The organism is Rhodococcus sp. WB1 (assembly GCF_001700945.1).
Lineage (GTDB): Bacteria > Actinomycetota > Actinomycetes > Mycobacteriales > Mycobacteriaceae > Rhodococcus > Rhodococcus aetherivorans.
Genome location: NZ_CP015529.1, coordinates 1,836,507 through 1,855,147, shown reverse-complemented (window position 1 = coordinate 1,855,147; position 18,641 = coordinate 1,836,507). Strand labels below are relative to the sequence as shown.

Here is an 18,641-nt window from a genome sequence, read left to right as displayed (position 1 = left end):
GGTCAGCTCTCGAGCTCGCCGAACTCCTCCTCGATCGCGTCCTGGCCACCCGAGACGCCGTCCGGGCCGAGTTCGAGCAGCCGGCGGAACCCGTCCTCGTCGAGGACGGGGATGCCCAGCTCGGCCGCCTTGTCGGCCTTCGTTCCCGGGGCATCGCCGACGACGACGAACGCGGTCTTCTTCGACACCGAACCGGCCGCCTTGCCGCCGCGGAGCAGGATCGCCTCCTTGGCCTGATCCCGCGAGAAACCCTCGAGCGATCCGGTGACCACGATCGACAGGCCCTCGAGGGTGCGTTCGATGGATTCGTCGCGCTCGTCGAGCATGCGCACCCCCGCCGCGCGCCACTTCTCGACGATCGCGACGTGCCAGTCGACGGCGAACCATTCACCCAGGGCCGCAGCGATGGTCGGTCCCACCCCCTCGACGGCGGCGAGCTCGTCCACGGACGCCTCGCGGATCCGGTCGAGGCTGCCGAATTCGGTGGCCAGCGCCCGTGCGGCGGTGGGGCCGACGTGCCGGATCGACAGTGCCACCAGCACCCGCCACAGCGGCTTGTCCTTGGCTGCTTGGAGATTCGCCAGCAGGCGCTTGCCGTTGGCGGACAGCGCCCCCGCCTTGGTGCGGAAGAGCGACGTCCGCAGCAGGTCCTCGGCGGTCAGGTCGAACAGGTCACCCTCGTCGGCGATCACCCCGGCCTCGAGCAGCGCGGTGGCGGCCTCGTAGCCGAGCGCCTCGATGTCGAATGCGCCGCGGCCCGCGACGTGGAAGACCCGCTCACGCAACTGTGCGGGGCAGTGCCGCTGGTTGGGGCAGCGCAGGTCCACGTCACCCTCCTTGGCGGGGGCGAGCGGTGTCCCGCACTCGGGGCATTCGGTGGGCATGACGAACTCGCGTTCGGTGCCGTCGCGCAGGTCCACCACCGGGCCGAGCACCTCGGGGATGACGTCACCGGCCTTGCGCAGCACCACCGTGTCGCCGATGAGCACGCCCTTGCGGGCCACCTCCGCCGCGTTGTGCAGGGTGGCGAGGGAGACCGTCGACCCGGCCACCGTGACCGGTTCCATGTAGGCGAACGGGGTGACCCGGCCCGTGCGGCCGACGCTGACGCGGATGTCGAGCAACGTGGTGGTCACCTCCTCCGGCGGGTACTTGTAGGCGATCGCCCACCGGGGTGCGCGCGAGGTGGTGCCGAGCCGGCGCTGCAGGGACACCTCGTCGACCTTGACGACGAGCCCGTCGATCTCGTGTTCGACGTCGTGGCGGTGCTCGCCCCAGTACCGCATCCGGGCGACGACCTCCTCGACGCCGACGACGCGGGCGGTGTGCCCGGAGACGGGCAACCCCCAGGCGGCGAGGGCGGCGTAGGACTGCGACAGCGACACCGGCTCGAATCCTTCGACGCGGCCGAGCCCGTGGCAGATCATCCCGAGGCGGCGCCGCGCGGTCACCGCGGGGTTCTTCTGCCGCAGCGATCCGGCCGCGGTGTTGCGCGGATTGGCGAACGGGGCCTTGCCCTCGGCGACGAGGGCGGCGTTGAGCGCGTGGAAGTCCTCGAGCCGGAAGTACACCTCGCCCCGCACCTCGAGAACCCGGGGGACGGGAAATTCCTCGGTGGCGGTGAGCCTTTCGGGGATGTCGTCGATCGTGAGGGCATTGAGCGTGACCTCCTCGCCGGTGCGGCCGTCGCCGCGGGTGGCGGCACGGCGCAAGCGGCCGTCCTCGTACACCAGACTCAGCGCGACGCCGTCGATCTTCACCTCGCACAGGTAGTGCAGGTCCGGACCCGTCTCGGCCTCGACGCGGGAAACCCAGGCGCGCAGTTCGTCCTCGGTGAAGACGTTGTCGAGGCTGAGCATCCGCTCGAGGTGGTCGACGGCGGTGAAGTCGGTGGCGAAGCCCCCACCGACGAGCTGCGTCGGGGAGTCCGGGACGCGCAGGTCCGGGTAGTCGTCCTCGAGCTGCTTCAGCGCGCCGAGCAACTGGTCGAAGGCGCCGTCGGAGATGATCGGCGCGTCGCGCACGTAGTAGCGGAACTGGTGCTCGCGCACCTCCTCCGCGAGCTGCTGCCAGCGCTCGCGCACGTCGGGCGGAGCTTGGGTGGGCGCGTCCGTCGATTCACTCACGCCGGAAAGACTAGTCGAGCGATACGACGTTCCCGGCCGCTGCGGAGCCGAGCGATTCCGGGTCGTCCGCGAACGCGGCGGCGACGTCGCGGGCGAGGCGCAGCGCCCGGCGCGCCCACGTGGGATCGGCGCCGGCCAGGCCGCAGCGCGGGGTGACCCCCACCGAGCGCAGCGTGGCGCGGGGGAAGCCCAGCCGGTCGATCAGCGTGATCGCGGGGGCCGCGACGTCACGCCAGGTGGGGACGGCCGTGTCGGGTGCGGTGGACGGCACCAGCCCGAGCAGGAGGGTGGTTCCGGCGTCGATCAGCTCACCGATACCGTCGAGGTCGGCGGCGGTGAGCTGCGCGACGTCGAGGGCGACGGCGTCGACGCCGCTGCGGCGCAGCAACCCGGTGGGCACGTCGGCGGCGCAGCAGTGCACCGCGACGGGGCGGCCGATCGCCGCGATCGCGGCCTCGAGCAGGTGCTGCGCCTCCGGCTCGGGGAGCGCCGGCACCGATTCGAGCTTCGTGCGTCCGGTCAGGGTCCCGGCGAGGACGGCGGGCAGCGCAGGCTCGTCGAGCTGGACCACCACGTGGGCGCCGAGGCGGCGGGTCAGTTCCGCGGCGTGCCGCGCCAGGCCCTCGCCGAGGGACTCGGCGACGTCGCGCACGGCGCCGCGATCGGTGAGCACCCGCCGGCCCCCGGCCAGCTCGGCGTGCGCGGCGAGGGTGAACGGGCCGGCGGACTGCACCTTCAGGAATCGACCGGGACCGAGACCCGCTGTCTCCCATGCCTCTTCGAGTGCATCGAGATCTCGGCGCAGCAGATCCCCGGCGCGGGCGGCGACCGCGCCGCGGCGACCGCCGAGCCGGTACCCGGTGGTGGACGTGTCGAGGTGCAGGTCGACCAGCAACGCGCCGGTGCGGCCGATGAGATCGGCCCCGAGCCCGCGGGCCGGCAGCTCGACCAGGTGCGGCAACGCCTCGAGCTCGCCGAGCACGGTCGCGGCCGATTCCCGGGCGTCGGTGCCGGGCCACGACCCGATGCCGGTCGCGACGCCGGACCAGGGGTTCGGGGTGTTCGCGGTCACCGGGACGTGGCCGCCGTGCCGGTACCGACGATGGTGCCGCTGCCGAGGACGACGTCGCCGCCCGCGTCCGGCCGGTACAGCACCACGGCCTGTCCGGTGGCGACGCCGGTGAGCGGTTCGCGCAGGGTCACCGCGAGACCGGTGCCGGCGGGCTCGGCGACGGCCGCCGCGACACCGCCGTGCGCGCGGACCTGCACGACGCATTCGACCGGTCCGGCCGGCGCGGCCCCGCTCGTCCACACTGCGCGCTCGGCACTGATCGCCCACACCTTCAGGTCTTCCGCGGAGCCCACCTTCACCGTGCCGGTGTCCGGCTCGATCGCGGTGACGTAGCGGGGGCGGCCGTCCGCGCCGGGGCCGGCGATGCCCAGGCCCTTGCGCTGTCCGACCGTGAAGCCGTGCACCCCTTCGTGTTCGGCGAGCACGGCGCCGGACCGGGCGTCGACGACGCGGCCGGGACGCACCCCGATGCGGGCACCGAGGAAGGCGCGGGTGTCACCGGAGGGGATGAAGCAGATGTCGTGACTGTCGGGCTTGTCCGCGACCGCGAGACCCCGCTCGGCCGCTTCGGCGCGGATCCGCTCCTTCGGGGTGTCCCCGACCGGGAACATCGCACGCGCGAGCTGGTCGGCCGTCAGCACACCGAGCACGTACGACTGGTCCTTGCCGGCGTCGACCGCGCGACGCAGGACACCGTCGTCGAGCCGGGCGTAGTGGCCGGTGGCGACCGCGTCGAAGCCGAGGGCGACGGCCCGGTCGGCGAGGGCCGCGAACTTGATCTTCTCGTTGCAGCGCAGGCACGGATTGGGGGTCTGGCCGGCGGCATAGGACTCGACGAAGTCGTCGATGACGTCCTCCTTGAACCGGTCGGCGAAATCCCAGACATAGAACGGGATTCCGAGCACGTCGGCGGCGCGGCGCGCATCCCCGGCGTCCTCCTTGGAGCAGCAGCCCCGCGACCCGGTCCGCAGCGTGCCCGGCGCCGTGGACAGCGCCAGGTGCACGCCGACCACGTCGTGGCCGGCGTCGACCGCGCGGGCCGCGGCCACCGCCGAGTCCACGCCACCGCTCATTGCCGCGAGCACCCTCATCGACGTCACCTCTCTCGACTACCGGCGCCGGCCAGTCCGGCGGCCCGCGCCCGTCCCACCACCTGCGGCAGCGCCGCCACAACGGCCTCCACGTCGGCGCGAGTCGACGTGTGGCCCAACGAGAATCGCAACGACCCGCGGGCCGTGCGGGGGTCCGCCCCCATCGCGACGAGCACATGGCTCGGCCGCGCCACCCCGGCGGTGCAGGCCGAACCGGTCGAGCACTCGATCCCGGCCGCGTCCAGCAGCATGAGCAGCGAATCGCCCTCGCAGCCGGGGAAGGTGAAGTGTGCATTGCCGGGCAGGCGGTCCGCGCCGCGCGGGCCGTTGAGGACCGCGTCCGGGACCACGGCCGTCACACCGGCGATCAGTTCGTCGCGCAGCGTCGTGAGCGCGACGGTGCGTTCGCCGAGTTCGGCCGTCGCCTCGCGCAGCGCCGCGGCCATGCCGGCGATCCCGGCGGTGTCGTGGGTTCCCGACCGTACGTCGCGCTCGTGTCCGCCGCCGTGGGTGAGGGGCACGCACGGCACCTGCCGGCCCAGCAGCAGGGCACCGACACCCTGGGGACCGCCGAACTTGTGCGCGGCGATCGTCATGGCGGCCAGCCCGCTCGCGGCGAAGTCGACGGGCAGATGGCCGACCGCTTGCACGGCGTCGCTGTGCACGGGCACCCCGTACTCGGCGGCGACCGCGGTGAGCTCGGCGACGGGCATCACGGTGCCCACCTCGTTGTTGGCCCACATCACCGACACCAGGGCCGTCTCGTCGGCGTGCTCGGCGAGGGCCATCCGCAGCGCATCCGGCTCGACGCGTCCGTCGGCGTCGACGGCCAGCCAGGTCACCTCGGCGCCCTCGTGCGCGACGAGCCACTCGACGGCATCGAGCACGGCGTGGTGCTCGACGGCGCTCGCGATCACCCGGCGACGGCGCGGATCGGCGTCGCGGCGCGCCCAGTAGATGCCCTTGACCGCGAGGTTGTCGCCCTCGGTGCCGCCCGAGGTGAAGACGACCTCGGAGGGACGCGCACCGAGGTCCGCGGCGATGGACTCCCGGGCCTCCTCGATGCGGCGCCGCGCCGCGCGGCCCGACCCGTGGAGGGACGACGCGTTGCCGACCGTCGCGAAGATCTCCGTCATCGCCGACACGGCCGCGGGCAGCATCGGGGTGGTCGCGGCGTGATCGAGGTAGACGGTCGTCGAGGTGCCGGAGGCTCCGGCGGCGTTCGAGGTCATGACCGAACCAGGATAGCGGGTCGGGGCTCGCGCCCGTCGCGCTCACCGTCCGGCCCGGAGCTCCTCGCGACCACGGGTGTCGTGCGCGGCGGCGGCCCGGCCGAGCCTGGCGAACTCGGCGCCGTCGTCGTGCCGCCGGCGCGCGGACCGTTCACACCGCGCGGCGAGGTCGCGGCGATCGGAGCCGGGCCGCTCGAGCGGGGCGAGCACCACCTCCGCCACCACGCCCCGGTGCCGCAGGAGCCGTCGCAGCGACGCTCCCATCGTCTCGTCGCCGACGAACGCCTGGCCGGTGGCGATCGTCCCGGCGGCGTCGGCGTACCGGAGCCCGACCGGCTGCACCGGGCGCTGCGCGTCGATCGCCGCCTGGAACAGTGCCGGACGGAACCCGCCGTACGCCCTGCCGCACCACGTCGTGCCCTCCGGGAACGCCGCGATCCGCTCCCCCGCCAGGAGGCGGTCGCGGATCCGCGACACCACGACGGGCAGGTCGCGCAGACGCTCGCGCTCGATGGGTATGACCCGCATGCGGCGGGCCAGCGCGCCGAGCAGTCCCCACTCGAGCAGGTCGCTGCGCGCGACGAACCCTGCCGGGGCAACCGCGGTGAGCACCAGCACGTCGGTCCAGGACACGTGCGGGGCGACGACGAGCACGCCCCCGCCTCCCCCGCCTCCCCCGTCGCCGCGGTCCCGCAGGTCGGTCACCGTCAGCCGCAGCCCGGCACAACGCAGCAGGACGCGGGCGAACGCACGCTGGGCGGCGAGGCGCCCCGGGCGGGGCAGGAGCCGGCCGGCGGTCAGCAACGGGGCGGTTGCCAGGACCGCCACCACGAGCACCCAGCGCGCCGCCGCCGTGACGAAACTCACTCGCCCCGGATCGGCCGGAAGGCAGCCGGTGCCGCAGGGACTGGCCGGCATCCAGGCGTGGGCGCGGGTGTTCACGCCCGCGCTCCTGCGGCCGCCTCGGCGCTCTCGGCGGCGGTCCGCAGCCGCTCGAGGTAGCGCGCGTTGGCTCCGGCGAGGCTCTGCAGCGCGACGAAGTCGGCCACCCCGAAGTCGGGGTCGTGGGCGGGCTCGCCGCAGATGCGAGCACCGAGCCGCAGATACCCGCGCAGCAGCGGCGGCAGCACCGGCCGCCCGGGTGACGGGATGTCGTCGAGGGGGCGGCCGTCGACGACGACCGGGGTCCGGGGAAGCACCCGCCGGGCCGGCTCGACGGAGTGCCGGGCCAGCAGCACGTCGCGCACTCCCCGGACGTTGGCGCCGGGCACGTCGGACGGGTGGGTGCGCATCGGCACCGACACGCACCCCATGACCCAGTTGTGCCCGGTGAGTTGCAGGTAGTGCAGGATCCCGGCCCACATCAGCGACAGGACCGAGCCGGAGCGGTGGGCGGGGTCGACGCAGGCGCGGCCCATCTCCACCGCCCGCAGACCGTCGGGATCGAGGGCGGTGAGATCGAATTCGGTGGCGGTGTAGTAGCCCCCGGCGGCGCGTGCGGCCTCCGGCGGCAGCATCCGGTAGCAGCCCACCACCGCGCCGGTGTGGTTCTCGCGCACCAACAGGTGGTCGCAGTACTCGTCGAAGCGGTCGGCGTCGAGGCCCGCGGGCATGCCTGCCGGGAGGTGGAATCCGGGTTCGGCGGCGAAGACGCGGTAACGCAGCCGCTGTGCGGCCTCGCGATGTTCGCGGTCGGCGGACACGAGCAGGGAGTACCGCGGCCCCGACAGCACCGCCTCCGACAGCCCCGGGTTTTGGGCCGGCACCAGCAAAGTGGTCATGGCGCAATGTGTATCGAGCCGGTACGTCGCGGCAGGGGCGGCACGGTGTCGCCTCCGTGCACGTCCGGTGAACATGCCCGGGTACGCGTGCGGCCCCGCACCCTGGACGGGTGCGGGGCCGCGGCGGGACCTCGGGATCAGCCCTTGTGCTTCTTGATCTCCTCGGTCAGCTGCGGAGCGACGTTGAACAGGTCGCCCACGACGCCGTAGTCCGCGATCTCGAAGATCGGGGCCTCTTCGTCCTTGTTGACCGCGACGATCGTCTTGGACGTCTGCATGCCGGCCCGGTGCTGGATGGCGCCGGAGATGCCCAGCGCCACATACAGCTGCGGCGAGACGGTCTTGCCGGTCTGACCGACCTGGAACTGGCCCGGGTAGTAGCCGGAGTCGACGGCGGCGCGGGAGGCACCGACGGCGGCACCGAGCGAGTCGGCGAGGTCCTCGACGACGCTGAACTTGTCGGCGCTGCCGACGCCGCGGCCGCCGGAGACGACGATCGACGCCTCGGTCAGCTCGGGACGGTCGCCGCCCACGATCGGGTTGCGCGCGGTGATCTTGACCGCGTTCTCCTCCTGCGCCGGCACCTCGACGTCCACGCGCTCGGCGGCGCCGGCCTGCGGCTGCGCCTCGACGGCACCCGGACGCACGGAGACGACCGGCACCTCGCCGTTGGCCTTGGCGTCGACGGTGTACGCGCCACCGAAGATCGAGTGCACGGCCGAACCGTCGGACTTGACGTCGATGACGTCGCAGAGCAGACCGGAGCCGATGCGCGCGGCGAGGCGGCCCGACACCTCCTTGCCCTCGACGCTGGCGGCGGTGATCACCGCGGCGGGGCTGGCGGACTCCACGAGCGAGGCCAGCACGTCGACCTTCGGGGTCACCAGGTAGCCCTCGATGTCGTCGGACTCGGCGGCGTAGACCTTGGCGGCGCCGGCGGCGGCGAGCGCGTCCTGCAGCTTGTCGGCGGTGCCGGCCGGACCGGTCACGACCGCGGCGGGCTCACCCAGCGCACGGGCGGCGGTGATCAGCTCGGTGCTGACCTTCTTCAGCGCGCCCTCGGCGTGCTCGACGAGCACGAGTACTTCTGCCATTGCTCTTTCTCTCCCTTGGGTATGTCTGCTGTGTCGCGTGGGCGCGATCAGATGATCTTCTGGCCGACGAGGTACGCGGCGATCTTGCTGCCGCCGTCACCCTCGTCCGCGACGCGCTCACCAGCGGTACGCGGGGGCTTCGGGCTGACACCGGTGACGGTGCTGCCGGCGTTGGCCACGCCGAAGATCTCGGGGTCGAGCCCGATGTCGGCGAGAGTGAGGGCCTGAACTTCCTTCTTCTTGGCGGCCATGATGCCCTTGAAGGACGGGAAGCGGGGCTCGTTGATCTTCTCGGTGACCGAGACGATGGCCGGCAGCGTGGCCTCGAGGGTGAAGACACCCTCGTCGGTCTCGCGCTCGCCGCTGACCTTGCCGTCGGCGACGGTGAGCTTGCGCATGTGGGTCAGCTGCGGCAGGCCGAGGTACTCGGCGATGATCGCCGGCACGGCGCCCATCCGGCCGTCGGTGGCCTCGTTGCCGGCGATGACCAGGTCGACGCCCTCGATCTGGCCGAGAGCCGCCGCGAGCGCGTACGCGGTCTGGATCGCGTCGGAGCCGTGGATGGCCGGGTCGTTGAGGTGGATGGCCTTGTCGGCACCCATGGACAGCGCCTTGCGGATCGCGTCGGTGGCGCGGTCCGGACCGGCGGTGAGCACGGTGACCTCCCCGCCGTCGCGCTCCTTGATGAGCAGGGCTTCCTCGACGGCGCGCTCGTTGATCTCGTCGAGCACCGCGTCGGCGGCCTCGCGATCGAGCGTGAAGTCGCCGTCGCTGAGCTTGCGCTCGGACCACGTGTCGGGGACCTGCTTGATCAAAACGACGATGTTCGTCATGGGTCTACGTCGACCTCCTGTGTATGACTGCCTGGGATCGGCGAGGCGCAACGCCTTGACCGAGCTCTCGTGCTTCGCACGGGGGTGTGCGATAGATTACCTCACGCTAAGTTACCCGCTGGTAACTTGGATGGGAACCTCGTTCACCATAACCACACGAAGGGAGCCGCACGGCTGTGATCTGGACCACCGATGACGAGGTCGACAAAGGTGGGGCTAATGTCTGGGCGGTGAGCGAATCCCCCGTCCCCGCCGGCGACGCCCCTCAACTGCCACTCACCGGCGAGCGCACCGTTCCCGGCATCGCGGAGGAGAACTACTGGTTCCGCCGCCACGAGGTGGTCTACCGCGACCTGCTGCCCCGGTGCGCCGGCCGCACCGTGCTCGAGGCGGGCGCCGGCGAGGGCTACGGCGCCGACATGATCGCGGGCGTCGCCACCGCCGTCGTCGGCCTCGACTACGACGAGAGCGCCGTCGCGCACGTGCGCGCCCGCTACCCGCGCGTGGACATGCGGCACGCCAACCTCGCCGACCTGCCCCTCGCCGACGCCTCCGTGGACGTTGTCGTCAACTTCCAGGTCATCGAGCACCTGTGGGACCAGTCCGGGTTCCTGCGCGAATGCCACCGCGTGCTCCGGGACGGCGGCGAACTGCTGATCAGCACCCCCAACCGCATCACGTTCTCCCCCGGCCGCGACACCCCGCTCAACCCGTTCCACACCCGCGAGCTGAACGCCGCCGAACTCACCGAACTGCTCGAGGGAGCCGGCTTCCGCGTCGCCCTGACGACCGGGGTGCACCACGGCCCCGCCCTGCGCGCCCTCGATGCCAAGCACGGCGGCTCCTTCATCGACGCCCAGATCGAGCGCGCTCTCGCCGGCGATCCCTGGCCCGCCGGCCTGACCGCAGACGTCGCGGCCGTGACGGTCGACGACTTCCTCCTCGCGCCCGAGAACATCGACGCCAGTCTGGATCTCGTCGCGATCGCGGTGAAGGATCCGGCGCGGTGACCACTCCCGCCACCCGGCGGGAACCGGGACTGTTCGCGCTCGTGCTGCACTCGCACCTGCCGTGGCTCGCCCACCACGGTCGCTGGCCGGTCGGCGAGGAATGGCTCTACCAGTCCTGGGCCGCGACGTATCTCCCGGTGACCGACGTCCTGCGCCGGCTTGCCGCCGAGGGCCGCACGCGCCTGGTCACCCTCGGGGTGACGCCCGTGCTGGCCGCTCAGCTCGACGACCCCCACTGCCTGACCGGGATGCACCACTGGCTCGGCAACTGGCAGCTGCGCGCCCACGAGGCCGCGGGCATGCGGGAGCCGGCCTACCGTGCGCTCGGAGCCCGCGAGCACCGGCAGGCCGCCGCAGCCCTCGAACAGTTCGAAACCCGTTGGCGCCACGGCGGATCCCCGGTGTTCCGCGAACTCGTCGACGCCGAGGCGGTCGAACTGCTGGGCGGGCCGCTGGCCCATCCCTTCCAGCCTCTGCTCGATCCCCGCCTGCGGGCGTTCTCCCTCGCCGAGGGGCTGGCCGACGCGCACGCCCGCTGGGCGCACACACCGCAGGGCATCTGGGCGCCCGAGTGCGCGTTCACCCCCGGTATGGAGGCCGGATACGCCGCCGCCGGCGTCGGGCACTTCATGGTCGACGGTCCCGCCCTGCGCGGCGACACCGCGCTCGGCCGGACCGCGTGGGACTCCGACGTCGTCGCCTTCGGCCGGGATCTGCAGGTGTCCTACCGGGTCTGGTCGCCGAAGTCCGGCTACCCGGGCCACCCCGCCTACCGGGACTTCCACACCTACTGCCACGACACCGGGCTCAAGCCCGCCCGCGTGACCGGCCGCACCGTCGCCCCACAGGACAAGGCGCCCTACGACCCCGATCTGGCGTCCGCGGCCGTCGACCGCCACGTGGCCGACTTCGTCGACACGATCCGCCGCCGGCTGCGCCGCGAGTCCGACCGCATCGGGCGCGACGCCCTGGTGGTCGCCGCCTTCGACACCGAGCTGTTCGGCCACTGGTGGCACGAGGGCCCGCTGTTCCTCGAACGGCTGCTCCGGGCGCTGCCGGAGGCGGGCATCGAGGTGGGCACTCTCGCCGACGCACGCGACCGCGGGTACGTGGGAGCACCCGTCGACCTGCACGACACCTCGTGGGGGTCCGGGAAGGACTGGCGGGTGTGGGCCGGCGAGCAGGTTCGCGACCTCGTACAGCTCGACGAGGAGGTCGTGCGCACCACGCTCGACACCCTGGACAAGGCCCGCGGCGCCGCCGGGGCCGGCCGCCCCGCGCTGCGCAACCGGGTGCACGACCAGATGCTGCGCGAGGCGCTGCTGACGGTGTCGAGCGACTGGGCATTCATGGTCAGCAAGGACACCGCGGCCGGATACGCGCGGGACCGGGCCCACAAGCACGCCCACGCGTTGCGCGAGATCGCCGCGGCGGTCGCCGCAGGCCGCGACGAGACGGCGGCGCGCCTGGCCGCCGGCTGGAACCGGGCCGACAATCTGTTCCCCGGGCTCGACGCCCGCCGCCTGCCCGACCGGATGGGAGCCCCCTCGTGAAGGTGCTGATCGTCTCCTGGGAGTACCCGCCCGTCGTCGTCGGCGGCCTCGGCCGGCACGTGCACCACCTCGCCACCGAGCTCGCCGCCGCCGGCCACGAGGTGGTCGTGCTCTCCCGGCGGCCCACCGGCACGGACGCCACCACCCACCCCACGATCAGCCACATCGCCGAGGGCGTGCTCGTGGTGGCCGTCGCCGAGGACCCACCGCACTTCGACTTCGGCGAGGACATGCTCGCCTGGACGCTCGCGATGGGTCATGCCATGGTGCGGGCGGGGCTGAGCCTGACCAAGGGCGGCATCGGCGACGGCTGGTACCCGGACGTGGTGCACGCGCACGACTGGCTCGTCGCACACCCCGCCGTCGCGCTCGCCGAGTTCTTCGACGTACCGCTGGTGTCCACCCTGCACGCAAGCGAGGCCGGCCGGCACAGCGGCTGGCTGTCGGGCCGCGTGAACCGGCAGGTGCACTCGGTGGAGTGGTGGCTCGCCAACGAATCCGATCGGCTCATCACGTGTTCGGCATCGATGAACGAGGAGGTCGCCGCGCTCTACGGGCCGGACCTGCCGCCGGCGACGGTGATCCGCAACGGAATCGACGTCACCGCGTGGTCCTACCGGGAGCGGGCGCCGCGTTCCGGGCCGCCGCAGCTGCTGTTCGTCGGCCGCCTCGAGTACGAGAAGGGCGTGCAGGACGCGATCGCCGCCCTCCCCCGGATCCGGCGCACGCACCCCGGCACCACCCTCGTCGTCGCCGGGGAGGGCACCCAGTTCGACTGGCTGCGCGAGCAGGCGCGCGTGCACCGCGTCGCGCGGTCGGTGACGTTCGTCGGCAACCTCGACCGCATCGAGCTGCTCGGGTGGCTGCACCGCGCCGATGCGATCGTCCTGCCGAGCCGCTACGAACCGTTCGGGATCATCGCACTCGAGGCCGCGGCCGCCGGGACGCCACTCGTCGCGTCGACGGCCGGCGGCCTCGGGGAGGCCGTCGTCGACGGCTCGACCGGCCTCTCGTTCGCACCCGGCGACGTCGCGGGGCTGGCGTCGGCGGTCCGGCGGACCCTCGACGACCCCGCGGCCGCCCAGCGACGGGCGCGGGCGGCGCGCGAGCGGCTCACGGAGGACTTCGACTGGCGGCTGGTGGCCACCGAGACCGCCCGTGTGTACTCGGAGGCGAAACGTCGTGTGCGCCATCCGCTTCCGCGACCGACGATTCCCCAGCGGCCGTTGCCCGGCCGGTGACCGGCGCTGCCGGCCCGCGTCACCGGGACGGCAGCAGCGGAGGCTCGCGGTGCGCCCAGGGCCGGGCCCGCTCGAGCTGTGCCGCGAGCGACAGCAGCAGTCCCTCCGAGCCCAGCGGCCCGAGAAACTGCACGCCCAACGGCAATCCCGCCGCGGTCCAGTGCAGTGGCACCGAGATCGCCGGGCGCCCGGTGATGTTCGCGAGCTGGGTGTACGGCGTCCGGGCGAGGTTCTCGTCGACGATGCGGTCCATCAGCCCGGCCCACCGCGCCGCGCGGCCCAGCCGCGCCGTCACGATCAGGCGCGCGGCCCCCTGGAGCGCGGGCGGCGTGGCCAGTTCCCCCACGCGCGCCGGCGGATACGCCAGGGTCGGCGTGAGCAGCAGGTCGTACCGCTCGTGGAACGCGCCGAGCTGCTGCGTATACCCGTTCCACCGGCGCAGCGAGGCGAGATAGTCCGAGGGCCGCACGGAGTCGCCGAGCGCGGCGAGGAACCGCGTGTCGGGCTCGAACGCGTCGGGGGCGCACCCGGTGCGCAGGCGCGCCTGCCGGACGTCGGCGGCGAGCCAGGCGAACCACATCGTCAGCCAGTCGGTGGACAGCCGCCGCTCGTCGATCCCCGTCGCCGCGGGTTCGACGGCGTGGCCCAGCTCGGCGAGCAGCGCCGCGGCGTTCTCGACGGCCGTGACGGCCTCCGGGTCGACGCCGGTGCCGATCGGGGAGTCCGTCGCGAACCCGATGCGCAGCGTCCGCGGTGGGGTACTCGCCGCGGACGCATACGACTCCTGCGGTGCCGCCGTGAGATAGGGCCCGTTCGGGTCCGGACCGGCCAGCACGTCGAGCATGGCTGCCGCGTCGCGCACCGTGCGCGTGACGACCCCGTTGCTGACCGCCCCGTGCCGGTCCTCGTCCACCTCGGGTCCGCTCGGCACCAGGCCCCGGCCCGGTTTGAGCCCGACCAGCCCGCAGCAGGCGGCCGGAATGCGGATCGAGCCGCCGCCGTCGTTCGCGCCGGCCGCCGGGACCACGCCGGCGGCGACCGCCGCCGCGGATCCGCCGGAGGACCCGCCCGGCGTGTGCGCGGGATTCCACGGGTTGCGGGTGGGACCGTTCGCCACCGGCTCGGTCACCCCCTTGACCCCGAACTCCGGAGTGTTCGTCTTGCCGAAGAGGACGAGGCCCGCGTCCAGCCAGCGATCGACGACCACCGCGTTGCGCACGGCGGGCAGCTCCGCCAGGGACCTGCTCCCGCTGCCGGTCGGAATCCCCGCGACGTCCTGGAGAAGATCCTTGACCAGGAACGGCACCCCCGCGAACGGACCCTCGAGGCGCTCCGCGGCCCGGCTGCGCGCCTGCTCGTCGAGCCGGCGCACGACGGTGTTCAGTGTGGGCTCCACCGCGTCGAGCCGGGCGAGGGCCGCGTCGAGCAGTTCGCGCGGCGTGACCTCGCGGCGGGTGACGAGTTCGGCGAGCCCCACGGCGTCGTAGCGGCGGTAGTCGGCGTAGTCCATCGCAGGCGCCCCGGATCAGGAACCGGGTTCCGCCGCCGGTTCGCGGCCCGCCTTCTTGCGCGCGATGTCCTCGAGCGCGGCGACGTACGCGGCCCGGTCGGCGGCACCGGACTCCCAGTCCGTGCGGCGGTTCCTGACCACCTTGGCCGGCGATCCGACCGCGATGCTGTAGTCCGGGATGTCGCCCTTGACCACCGCGTGCGCGCCGAGGACGCAGCCGCGGCCGGTGCGGGTGCCGCGCAGCACCGTGACCTTCGTCGCGATCCAGGTGTCGGGTCCGATCCGCACGGGGCTCTTGACGATCCCCTGATCCTTGATCGGGTACGTGATGTCCTCGGTGCGGTGGTCGAAGTCGCAGATGTAGCACCAGTCGGCGACGAGTGTGGAGGCGCCGATCTCGATGTCGAGGTAGGTGTTGACGACGTTGTCCTTGCCGAAGACCACCTTGTCGCCGATGCGCAGCGACCCCTCGTGACAGCGGATGGCATTGCCGTCGCCGATGTGCACCCACCGGCCGATCTCGAGCCGGGACAGCTCGGGGACGGAATGGATCTCGACGTTCTTGCCGAGGAACACCATGCCGCGCAGGATCACGTGCGGGTTGGCGAGCTTGAACTTGGCGAGCCGGTAGTACCGGACCAGGTACCACGGCGTGTACGCCTTGTGCGCCAGCACCCATCGCAGCGAATCGACGGTCAGGAATCGGGCCTGATCGGGATCCCGCCGACGAGAACCCCGCCACCTCGTGCGCAACGGTGCGCCCCACATGCTCGTCATGGTTGCCAGCGTACGGTCCGCCTCGCGCATCGAGTGCGCCACCCGGCCCGATAGTGTGGCCCATCGGGTCATTCGAGCCATGGCGAGGAGATGAGTGATGCGGGCTGCCCTGCGGACGGTGATGCTGACGGCCTCGGCGGCACTGGTGTTGACCGGATGCGGCAGCGACGGCGGCCCGGTCGACGTCCTCGCCGCCGGGGCGTGGCCGGGTCGGTACGCCGACGCCCGCAACAGCAACACCGCGCCCGCCGACGGGCTGCGCGACCTCGCGCCCGCCTGGTCACGTCCGCTCGGCGGCGCCGTCACCGCGCCCGCGAGCGTCGCGGCGAACGGACAGATCTTCGTCACCGCCGCGACCGCCGCCGGCTGCAACCTCGTCTCGTTCCAGATCGACACCGGCCGCAAGCGCTGGTGCACCCGCCTCGCGCCGGGTGTCACCGGGGTGACTCCCACCGCCGACGGCGTGGCCAACATCTACGTCGGCGAGGAGGGGGCGATGGTGTCGTTCAACGAGCACGGCCAGCGGCGCTGGCGGATCCCGGTGAGCGGGACGCCGGGCACCGCACAGTTCACCGGCGACGGAAACCTCGTGTTCGTCACGCATTTCGGTCAGGTCAACGTGCTCGACCCGCAAACGGGCAGGCACGCCGCCCCGATCTTCGACCTCGTGCCCACCCCCGGGGTGGCGGACGGGACGAACGTGCCACGGCTGCCCAACGACCACGGTCTGGCCGCATGTTTCGGCGGATCGGAGGACTGCCCGGTGGCCACCACCCCGGCGGTCGATCTCGGGACCGGCCGGATTCTGGTGACGCTGTGGCGGCCGGGCGCCGATCGCGCCGCCGTCGTGTCGATGCGCTACACCGGCGGCGACGATGCGCGGGTGGTCGAGGAGTGGTCGCAGCCGGAGCTTCCGGGCGGCGCGACGACCAGTCCCGTGCTGTCCGCGGACGGCGCCACGGTGTACGTGCACGACGGCGAGGGAGCCCTGTGGGCCCTCGATGCCGGGACCGGGACGCCGCGGTGGAGCCACGACCTCGGGTACACGGCCTCCACCGGACCGGCGGTGTCCGCCGACGGACTGCTGGTCCTCGCGCCGGGGGGCCGGACCGGCGACCTGGTGGCGCTGCGCGACACCGGTGAGGCGGCCGAACTCGTGTGGCGCCGCGGCGACGTGCGCCAGCTGGGGGTGCCGGCGCTGACCGCCGACGGCATCGGATACACGGTGGCCCGAGCCGACGACGGGTTGGCCGCGCTGGTGTTCGACGCCGCCAGCGGGGAGACGCTCGACGAGGAGACCCTGCCCGACGCGGCCGGATTCTCGGTCGGCACCGCGGTCGGGCCGGCCGGCGAGTTCGTCACGGCGACGCTGCCGGGCGACGTCTACGTGCTCCGCTGACCTTTCGCCGCGGGCGGCGACGGCTCAGCCGGCGATCTGGATGAGATTGCCGCAGGTGTCGTCGAAGACGGCGGTGGTGATGCCGCCCATTTCGAGGGGCTCCTGGGTGAATCGCACCCCGAGGCTGCGCAACCGCTCGTACTCGGCGCGCACGTCGTCGACCGCGAACGAGGTGAACGGGATACCGTCGGCGACGAGGGCCTCCTTGAACGGCCGGACGGCGGGATGGCCGTCGGGCTCGAGGACCAGTTCCGGCCCGTCCGGCTGCTGCGGCGAGACGACGGTGAGCCACCGCGCCTCGCCCAGGGGGACCTCGGTCTTCTTCACGAAACCCAGGACGTCGGTGTAGAAGGCGAGCGCCTTGTCCTGGTCGTCGACCAACACGCTGGTGAGGGTGACCTTCACTGCGACTCCTTTCGATGCGCGACCGTCCATCGGTCGGCGAGGCCCTGCAGTGGCGCAACGTCCACATGATGGAACTTCGATCGCCCCTCGCGGCGGGTCCGGACCAGCCCGGCCTCCTCGAGGATCGCCAGGTGCTGCGAGATCGCCTGCCGGGACGAGCCCAGGCCGTGCCGCGAGATCAGTCGTGTGCACAGCTCGAACAGCGTCTGGCCGTCCCGGTCGACGAGCTCGTCCAGGATGGCCCGCCGGGTCGGATCCGCCAGCGCTTTGAAGACGTCGACCACACCGTCGAGAATACGCAAGTATTTGCTTGCATATCAAGACCCGCACCGGAACGACCCACCCGGCCGGGACAGGGCTCAGCGACTGGGTTCGCAGACGAACGCCGTCGGGGTGCGGCCGATCCGCGTGAGCACGACGCTCAGCGACCGCGATCCGCGCAGCTTCAGCCGCGGCCGGAGCACCGCCGGATCGACGTCGACCCCTCGCACGAGAATCTCCGCCACCCCACAGTCCATCGACGAGAGCGATTGCCGGAGAGTCTTTTCCGTGTACTTCAGTCGATCGAGAACGCGGAATCCCCGCACCCCCGCGGGGAGGGTGTCGCCGGTGAGATACGCGATCCGCGGATCGAGCTGCCACAGGCCGTGGGCGGCCGCGTAGTGCCGCACCAGCCCCGCACGCACGATCGCCCCGTCGGGATCGACGATCCACTCCCCCGGTTCCCGCTCGGGGATCTCGTCCGGCTCCGCGTCGGTGATCTCGAATACGGCGCCGTCCGAACGCAACACACTCGCCCGTCGCCGCACGCCCGGCGTGGCCAGACCCGGGGAGTACAGGCATGCCTCGCGGACGCCGCCGTCGAGCGAGACCACCTCGACCTCCCCCGCCCAGTCCAGCGCATCGAAATCCAGTCCGGGGGCACACTTGACGGCCAGGTCCCGTCCGGCGTAGGCGTCGAGCAGGTCGGGCAACGGCGGCATCAGGGCCGCCGGGTCGTGCGTGCGCCGGCCCTCGGATCGGCGGGCCGGATCGGCGATCACGGTGGTACCGCGGGTGATCGGGCGCAGCGCGTCGGCGCGGGCCAGCGCCGCCCCGGGGACGTTGTGGGCGGCCATCGCGAGGCGAACGGGGTCGAGATCGCTGCCGACCACCGCCTCCGCGACCCCCACCAGGGCCGCCAGCTCGGCGCCGATCGAGCACGTCACGTCGTGGACGCGCCGGCCGGCGAGCCGGCGGGCCCGATGCGCGGCGACGGACGCCGGCGTCGCCTGCTGCAGCGCGTCGTCGGTGAACAGCCAGCCGCCGGCAGCGGGCAGCTTCGCGACCGCCCTGCGGCGCAACAGCACCGTCTCGGTCAGCGGCGCGGTCAGGTCGGCGAAACGCGTACGCGCCCAGCCGATGTCGGCTAGGCGCGTCCGCGCGGACAGCTCCCGGGCGGCCACCTCCGCGAGATCGGCCGCGCCCTGCGACGAACGCAGGTACGCGACGTCGGCGAGGGTGAACGCGTAGCCCAC

The 18,641-nt window shown here is 72.9% G+C and carries 17 protein-coding genes; 4 read left to right on the top strand and 13 right to left on the bottom strand.

Going from position 1 to position 18,641, the window contains the following annotated elements; translation table 11 throughout:
- Positions 1–2: 2 nt before the first annotated feature.
- From ligA to A4U64_RS08240, 8 genes are all read right to left on the bottom strand, one after another.
- Positions 3–2,126: an NAD-dependent DNA ligase LigA gene (gene ligA, locus A4U64_RS08275; RefSeq protein WP_029544445.1), complete on the bottom strand. Its 2,124-nt coding sequence runs from the start codon at positions 2,124–2,126 to the stop codon at positions 3–5.
- A gap of 10 nt (positions 2,127–2,136) precedes the next feature.
- Entirely contained in the window at positions 2,137–3,198 is a 1,062-nt protein-coding gene (locus A4U64_RS08270; RefSeq protein ID WP_065922436.1) for a methionine synthase, read from the bottom strand.
- Positions 3,195–4,289 (bottom strand): tRNA 2-thiouridine(34) synthase MnmA, encoded by a 1,095-nt coding sequence (mnmA, locus tag A4U64_RS08265; protein WP_029544449.1) that lies wholly within the window; start codon positions 4,287–4,289, stop codon positions 3,195–3,197. The genes A4U64_RS08270 and mnmA overlap by 4 nt, the downstream gene beginning before the upstream one ends.
- A gap of 5 nt (positions 4,290–4,294) precedes the next feature.
- Entirely contained in the window at positions 4,295–5,521 is a 1,227-nt protein-coding gene (locus A4U64_RS08260) for a cysteine desulfurase family protein (protein ID WP_050035419.1), read from the bottom strand.
- A 42-nt stretch (positions 5,522–5,563) separates the two neighbouring features.
- Positions 5,564–6,463: a lysophospholipid acyltransferase family protein gene (locus A4U64_RS08255; protein ID WP_065922435.1), complete on the bottom strand. Its 900-nt coding sequence runs from the start codon at positions 6,461–6,463 to the stop codon at positions 5,564–5,566.
- Positions 6,460–7,302, bottom strand: coding sequence for a GNAT family N-acetyltransferase (locus tag A4U64_RS08250; RefSeq protein ID WP_029544454.1), 843 nt, complete (start codon positions 7,300–7,302; stop codon positions 6,460–6,462). Before A4U64_RS08250 ends, A4U64_RS08255 begins: the two co-directional genes overlap by 4 nt.
- A 137-nt stretch (positions 7,303–7,439) precedes the next feature.
- Complete coding sequence (locus A4U64_RS08245) at positions 7,440–8,396, bottom strand: electron transfer flavoprotein subunit alpha/FixB family protein (RefSeq protein WP_006933196.1); 957 nt, start codon at positions 8,394–8,396, stop codon at positions 7,440–7,442.
- 47 nt (positions 8,397–8,443) lie between these two features.
- Positions 8,444–9,229: an electron transfer flavoprotein subunit beta/FixA family protein gene (locus A4U64_RS08240; protein WP_006933194.1), complete on the bottom strand. Its 786-nt coding sequence runs from the start codon at positions 9,227–9,229 to the stop codon at positions 8,444–8,446.
- A gap of 230 nt (positions 9,230–9,459) precedes the next feature.
- Between A4U64_RS08240 and A4U64_RS08235 the strand changes: the two genes are divergently transcribed.
- Genes A4U64_RS08235 through A4U64_RS08225 form a run of 3 tightly spaced genes read left to right on the top strand, consistent with a single transcriptional unit; the run spans position 9,460 to position 13,033 of the window.
- A complete protein-coding gene (locus tag A4U64_RS08235; protein WP_232334179.1) occupies positions 9,460–10,239 on the top strand; it encodes a class I SAM-dependent methyltransferase in 780 nt (259 codons plus the stop codon).
- Positions 10,236–11,792 carry a 1,4-alpha-glucan branching protein domain-containing protein gene (locus A4U64_RS08230; RefSeq protein ID WP_065922433.1) on the top strand — a complete coding sequence of 519 codons (1,557 nt, stop codon included), beginning with the start codon at positions 10,236–10,238 and terminating at the stop codon, positions 11,790–11,792. The genes A4U64_RS08235 and A4U64_RS08230 overlap by 4 nt, the downstream gene beginning before the upstream one ends.
- Positions 11,789–13,033 (top strand): glycosyltransferase family 4 protein, encoded by a 1,245-nt coding sequence (locus A4U64_RS08225; RefSeq protein ID WP_006933189.1) that lies wholly within the window; start codon positions 11,789–11,791, stop codon positions 13,031–13,033. Before A4U64_RS08230 ends, A4U64_RS08225 begins: the two co-directional genes overlap by 4 nt.
- Positions 13,034–13,052: 19 nt before the next feature.
- Here A4U64_RS08225 and A4U64_RS08220 read toward each other — a convergent pair whose 3' ends face one another.
- Both A4U64_RS08220 and A4U64_RS08215 read right to left on the bottom strand, forming a co-directional pair.
- Positions 13,053–14,543, bottom strand: coding sequence for an amidase (locus A4U64_RS08220; RefSeq protein ID WP_050035420.1), 1,491 nt, complete (start codon positions 14,541–14,543; stop codon positions 13,053–13,055).
- Between the two features lie 15 nt (positions 14,544–14,558).
- On the bottom strand, positions 14,559–15,320 hold the full coding sequence (locus A4U64_RS08215; protein WP_029544462.1) for an acyltransferase: 762 nt from the start codon (positions 15,318–15,320) through the stop codon (positions 14,559–14,561).
- A 97-nt stretch (positions 15,321–15,417) separates the two neighbouring features.
- On the opposite strand from A4U64_RS08215, the gene A4U64_RS08210 reads away from it, so the two are divergent.
- Positions 15,418–16,719, top strand: a complete 1,302-nt coding sequence (locus A4U64_RS08210; RefSeq protein WP_050035421.1) for an outer membrane protein assembly factor BamB family protein — start codon at positions 15,418–15,420, stop codon at positions 16,717–16,719.
- A gap of 24 nt (positions 16,720–16,743) precedes the next feature.
- Here the strand turns inward: A4U64_RS08210 and A4U64_RS08205 are convergent, their stop codons facing one another.
- The 3 genes from A4U64_RS08205 to A4U64_RS08195 all read right to left on the bottom strand — a co-directional run bounded on the left by A4U64_RS08205 (position 16,744) and on the right by A4U64_RS08195 (position 18,641).
- Positions 16,744–17,124, bottom strand: a complete 381-nt coding sequence (locus A4U64_RS08205; protein ID WP_006933183.1) for a VOC family protein — start codon at positions 17,122–17,124, stop codon at positions 16,744–16,746.
- Complete coding sequence (locus tag A4U64_RS08200; RefSeq protein WP_006933181.1) at positions 17,121–17,408, bottom strand: ArsR/SmtB family transcription factor; 288 nt, start codon at positions 17,406–17,408, stop codon at positions 17,121–17,123. Before A4U64_RS08200 ends, A4U64_RS08205 begins: the two co-directional genes overlap by 4 nt.
- 75 nt (positions 17,409–17,483) lie before the next feature.
- Positions 17,484–18,641: a THUMP-like domain-containing protein gene (locus A4U64_RS08195; protein ID WP_006933179.1), complete on the bottom strand. Its 1,158-nt coding sequence runs from the start codon at positions 18,639–18,641 to the stop codon at positions 17,484–17,486.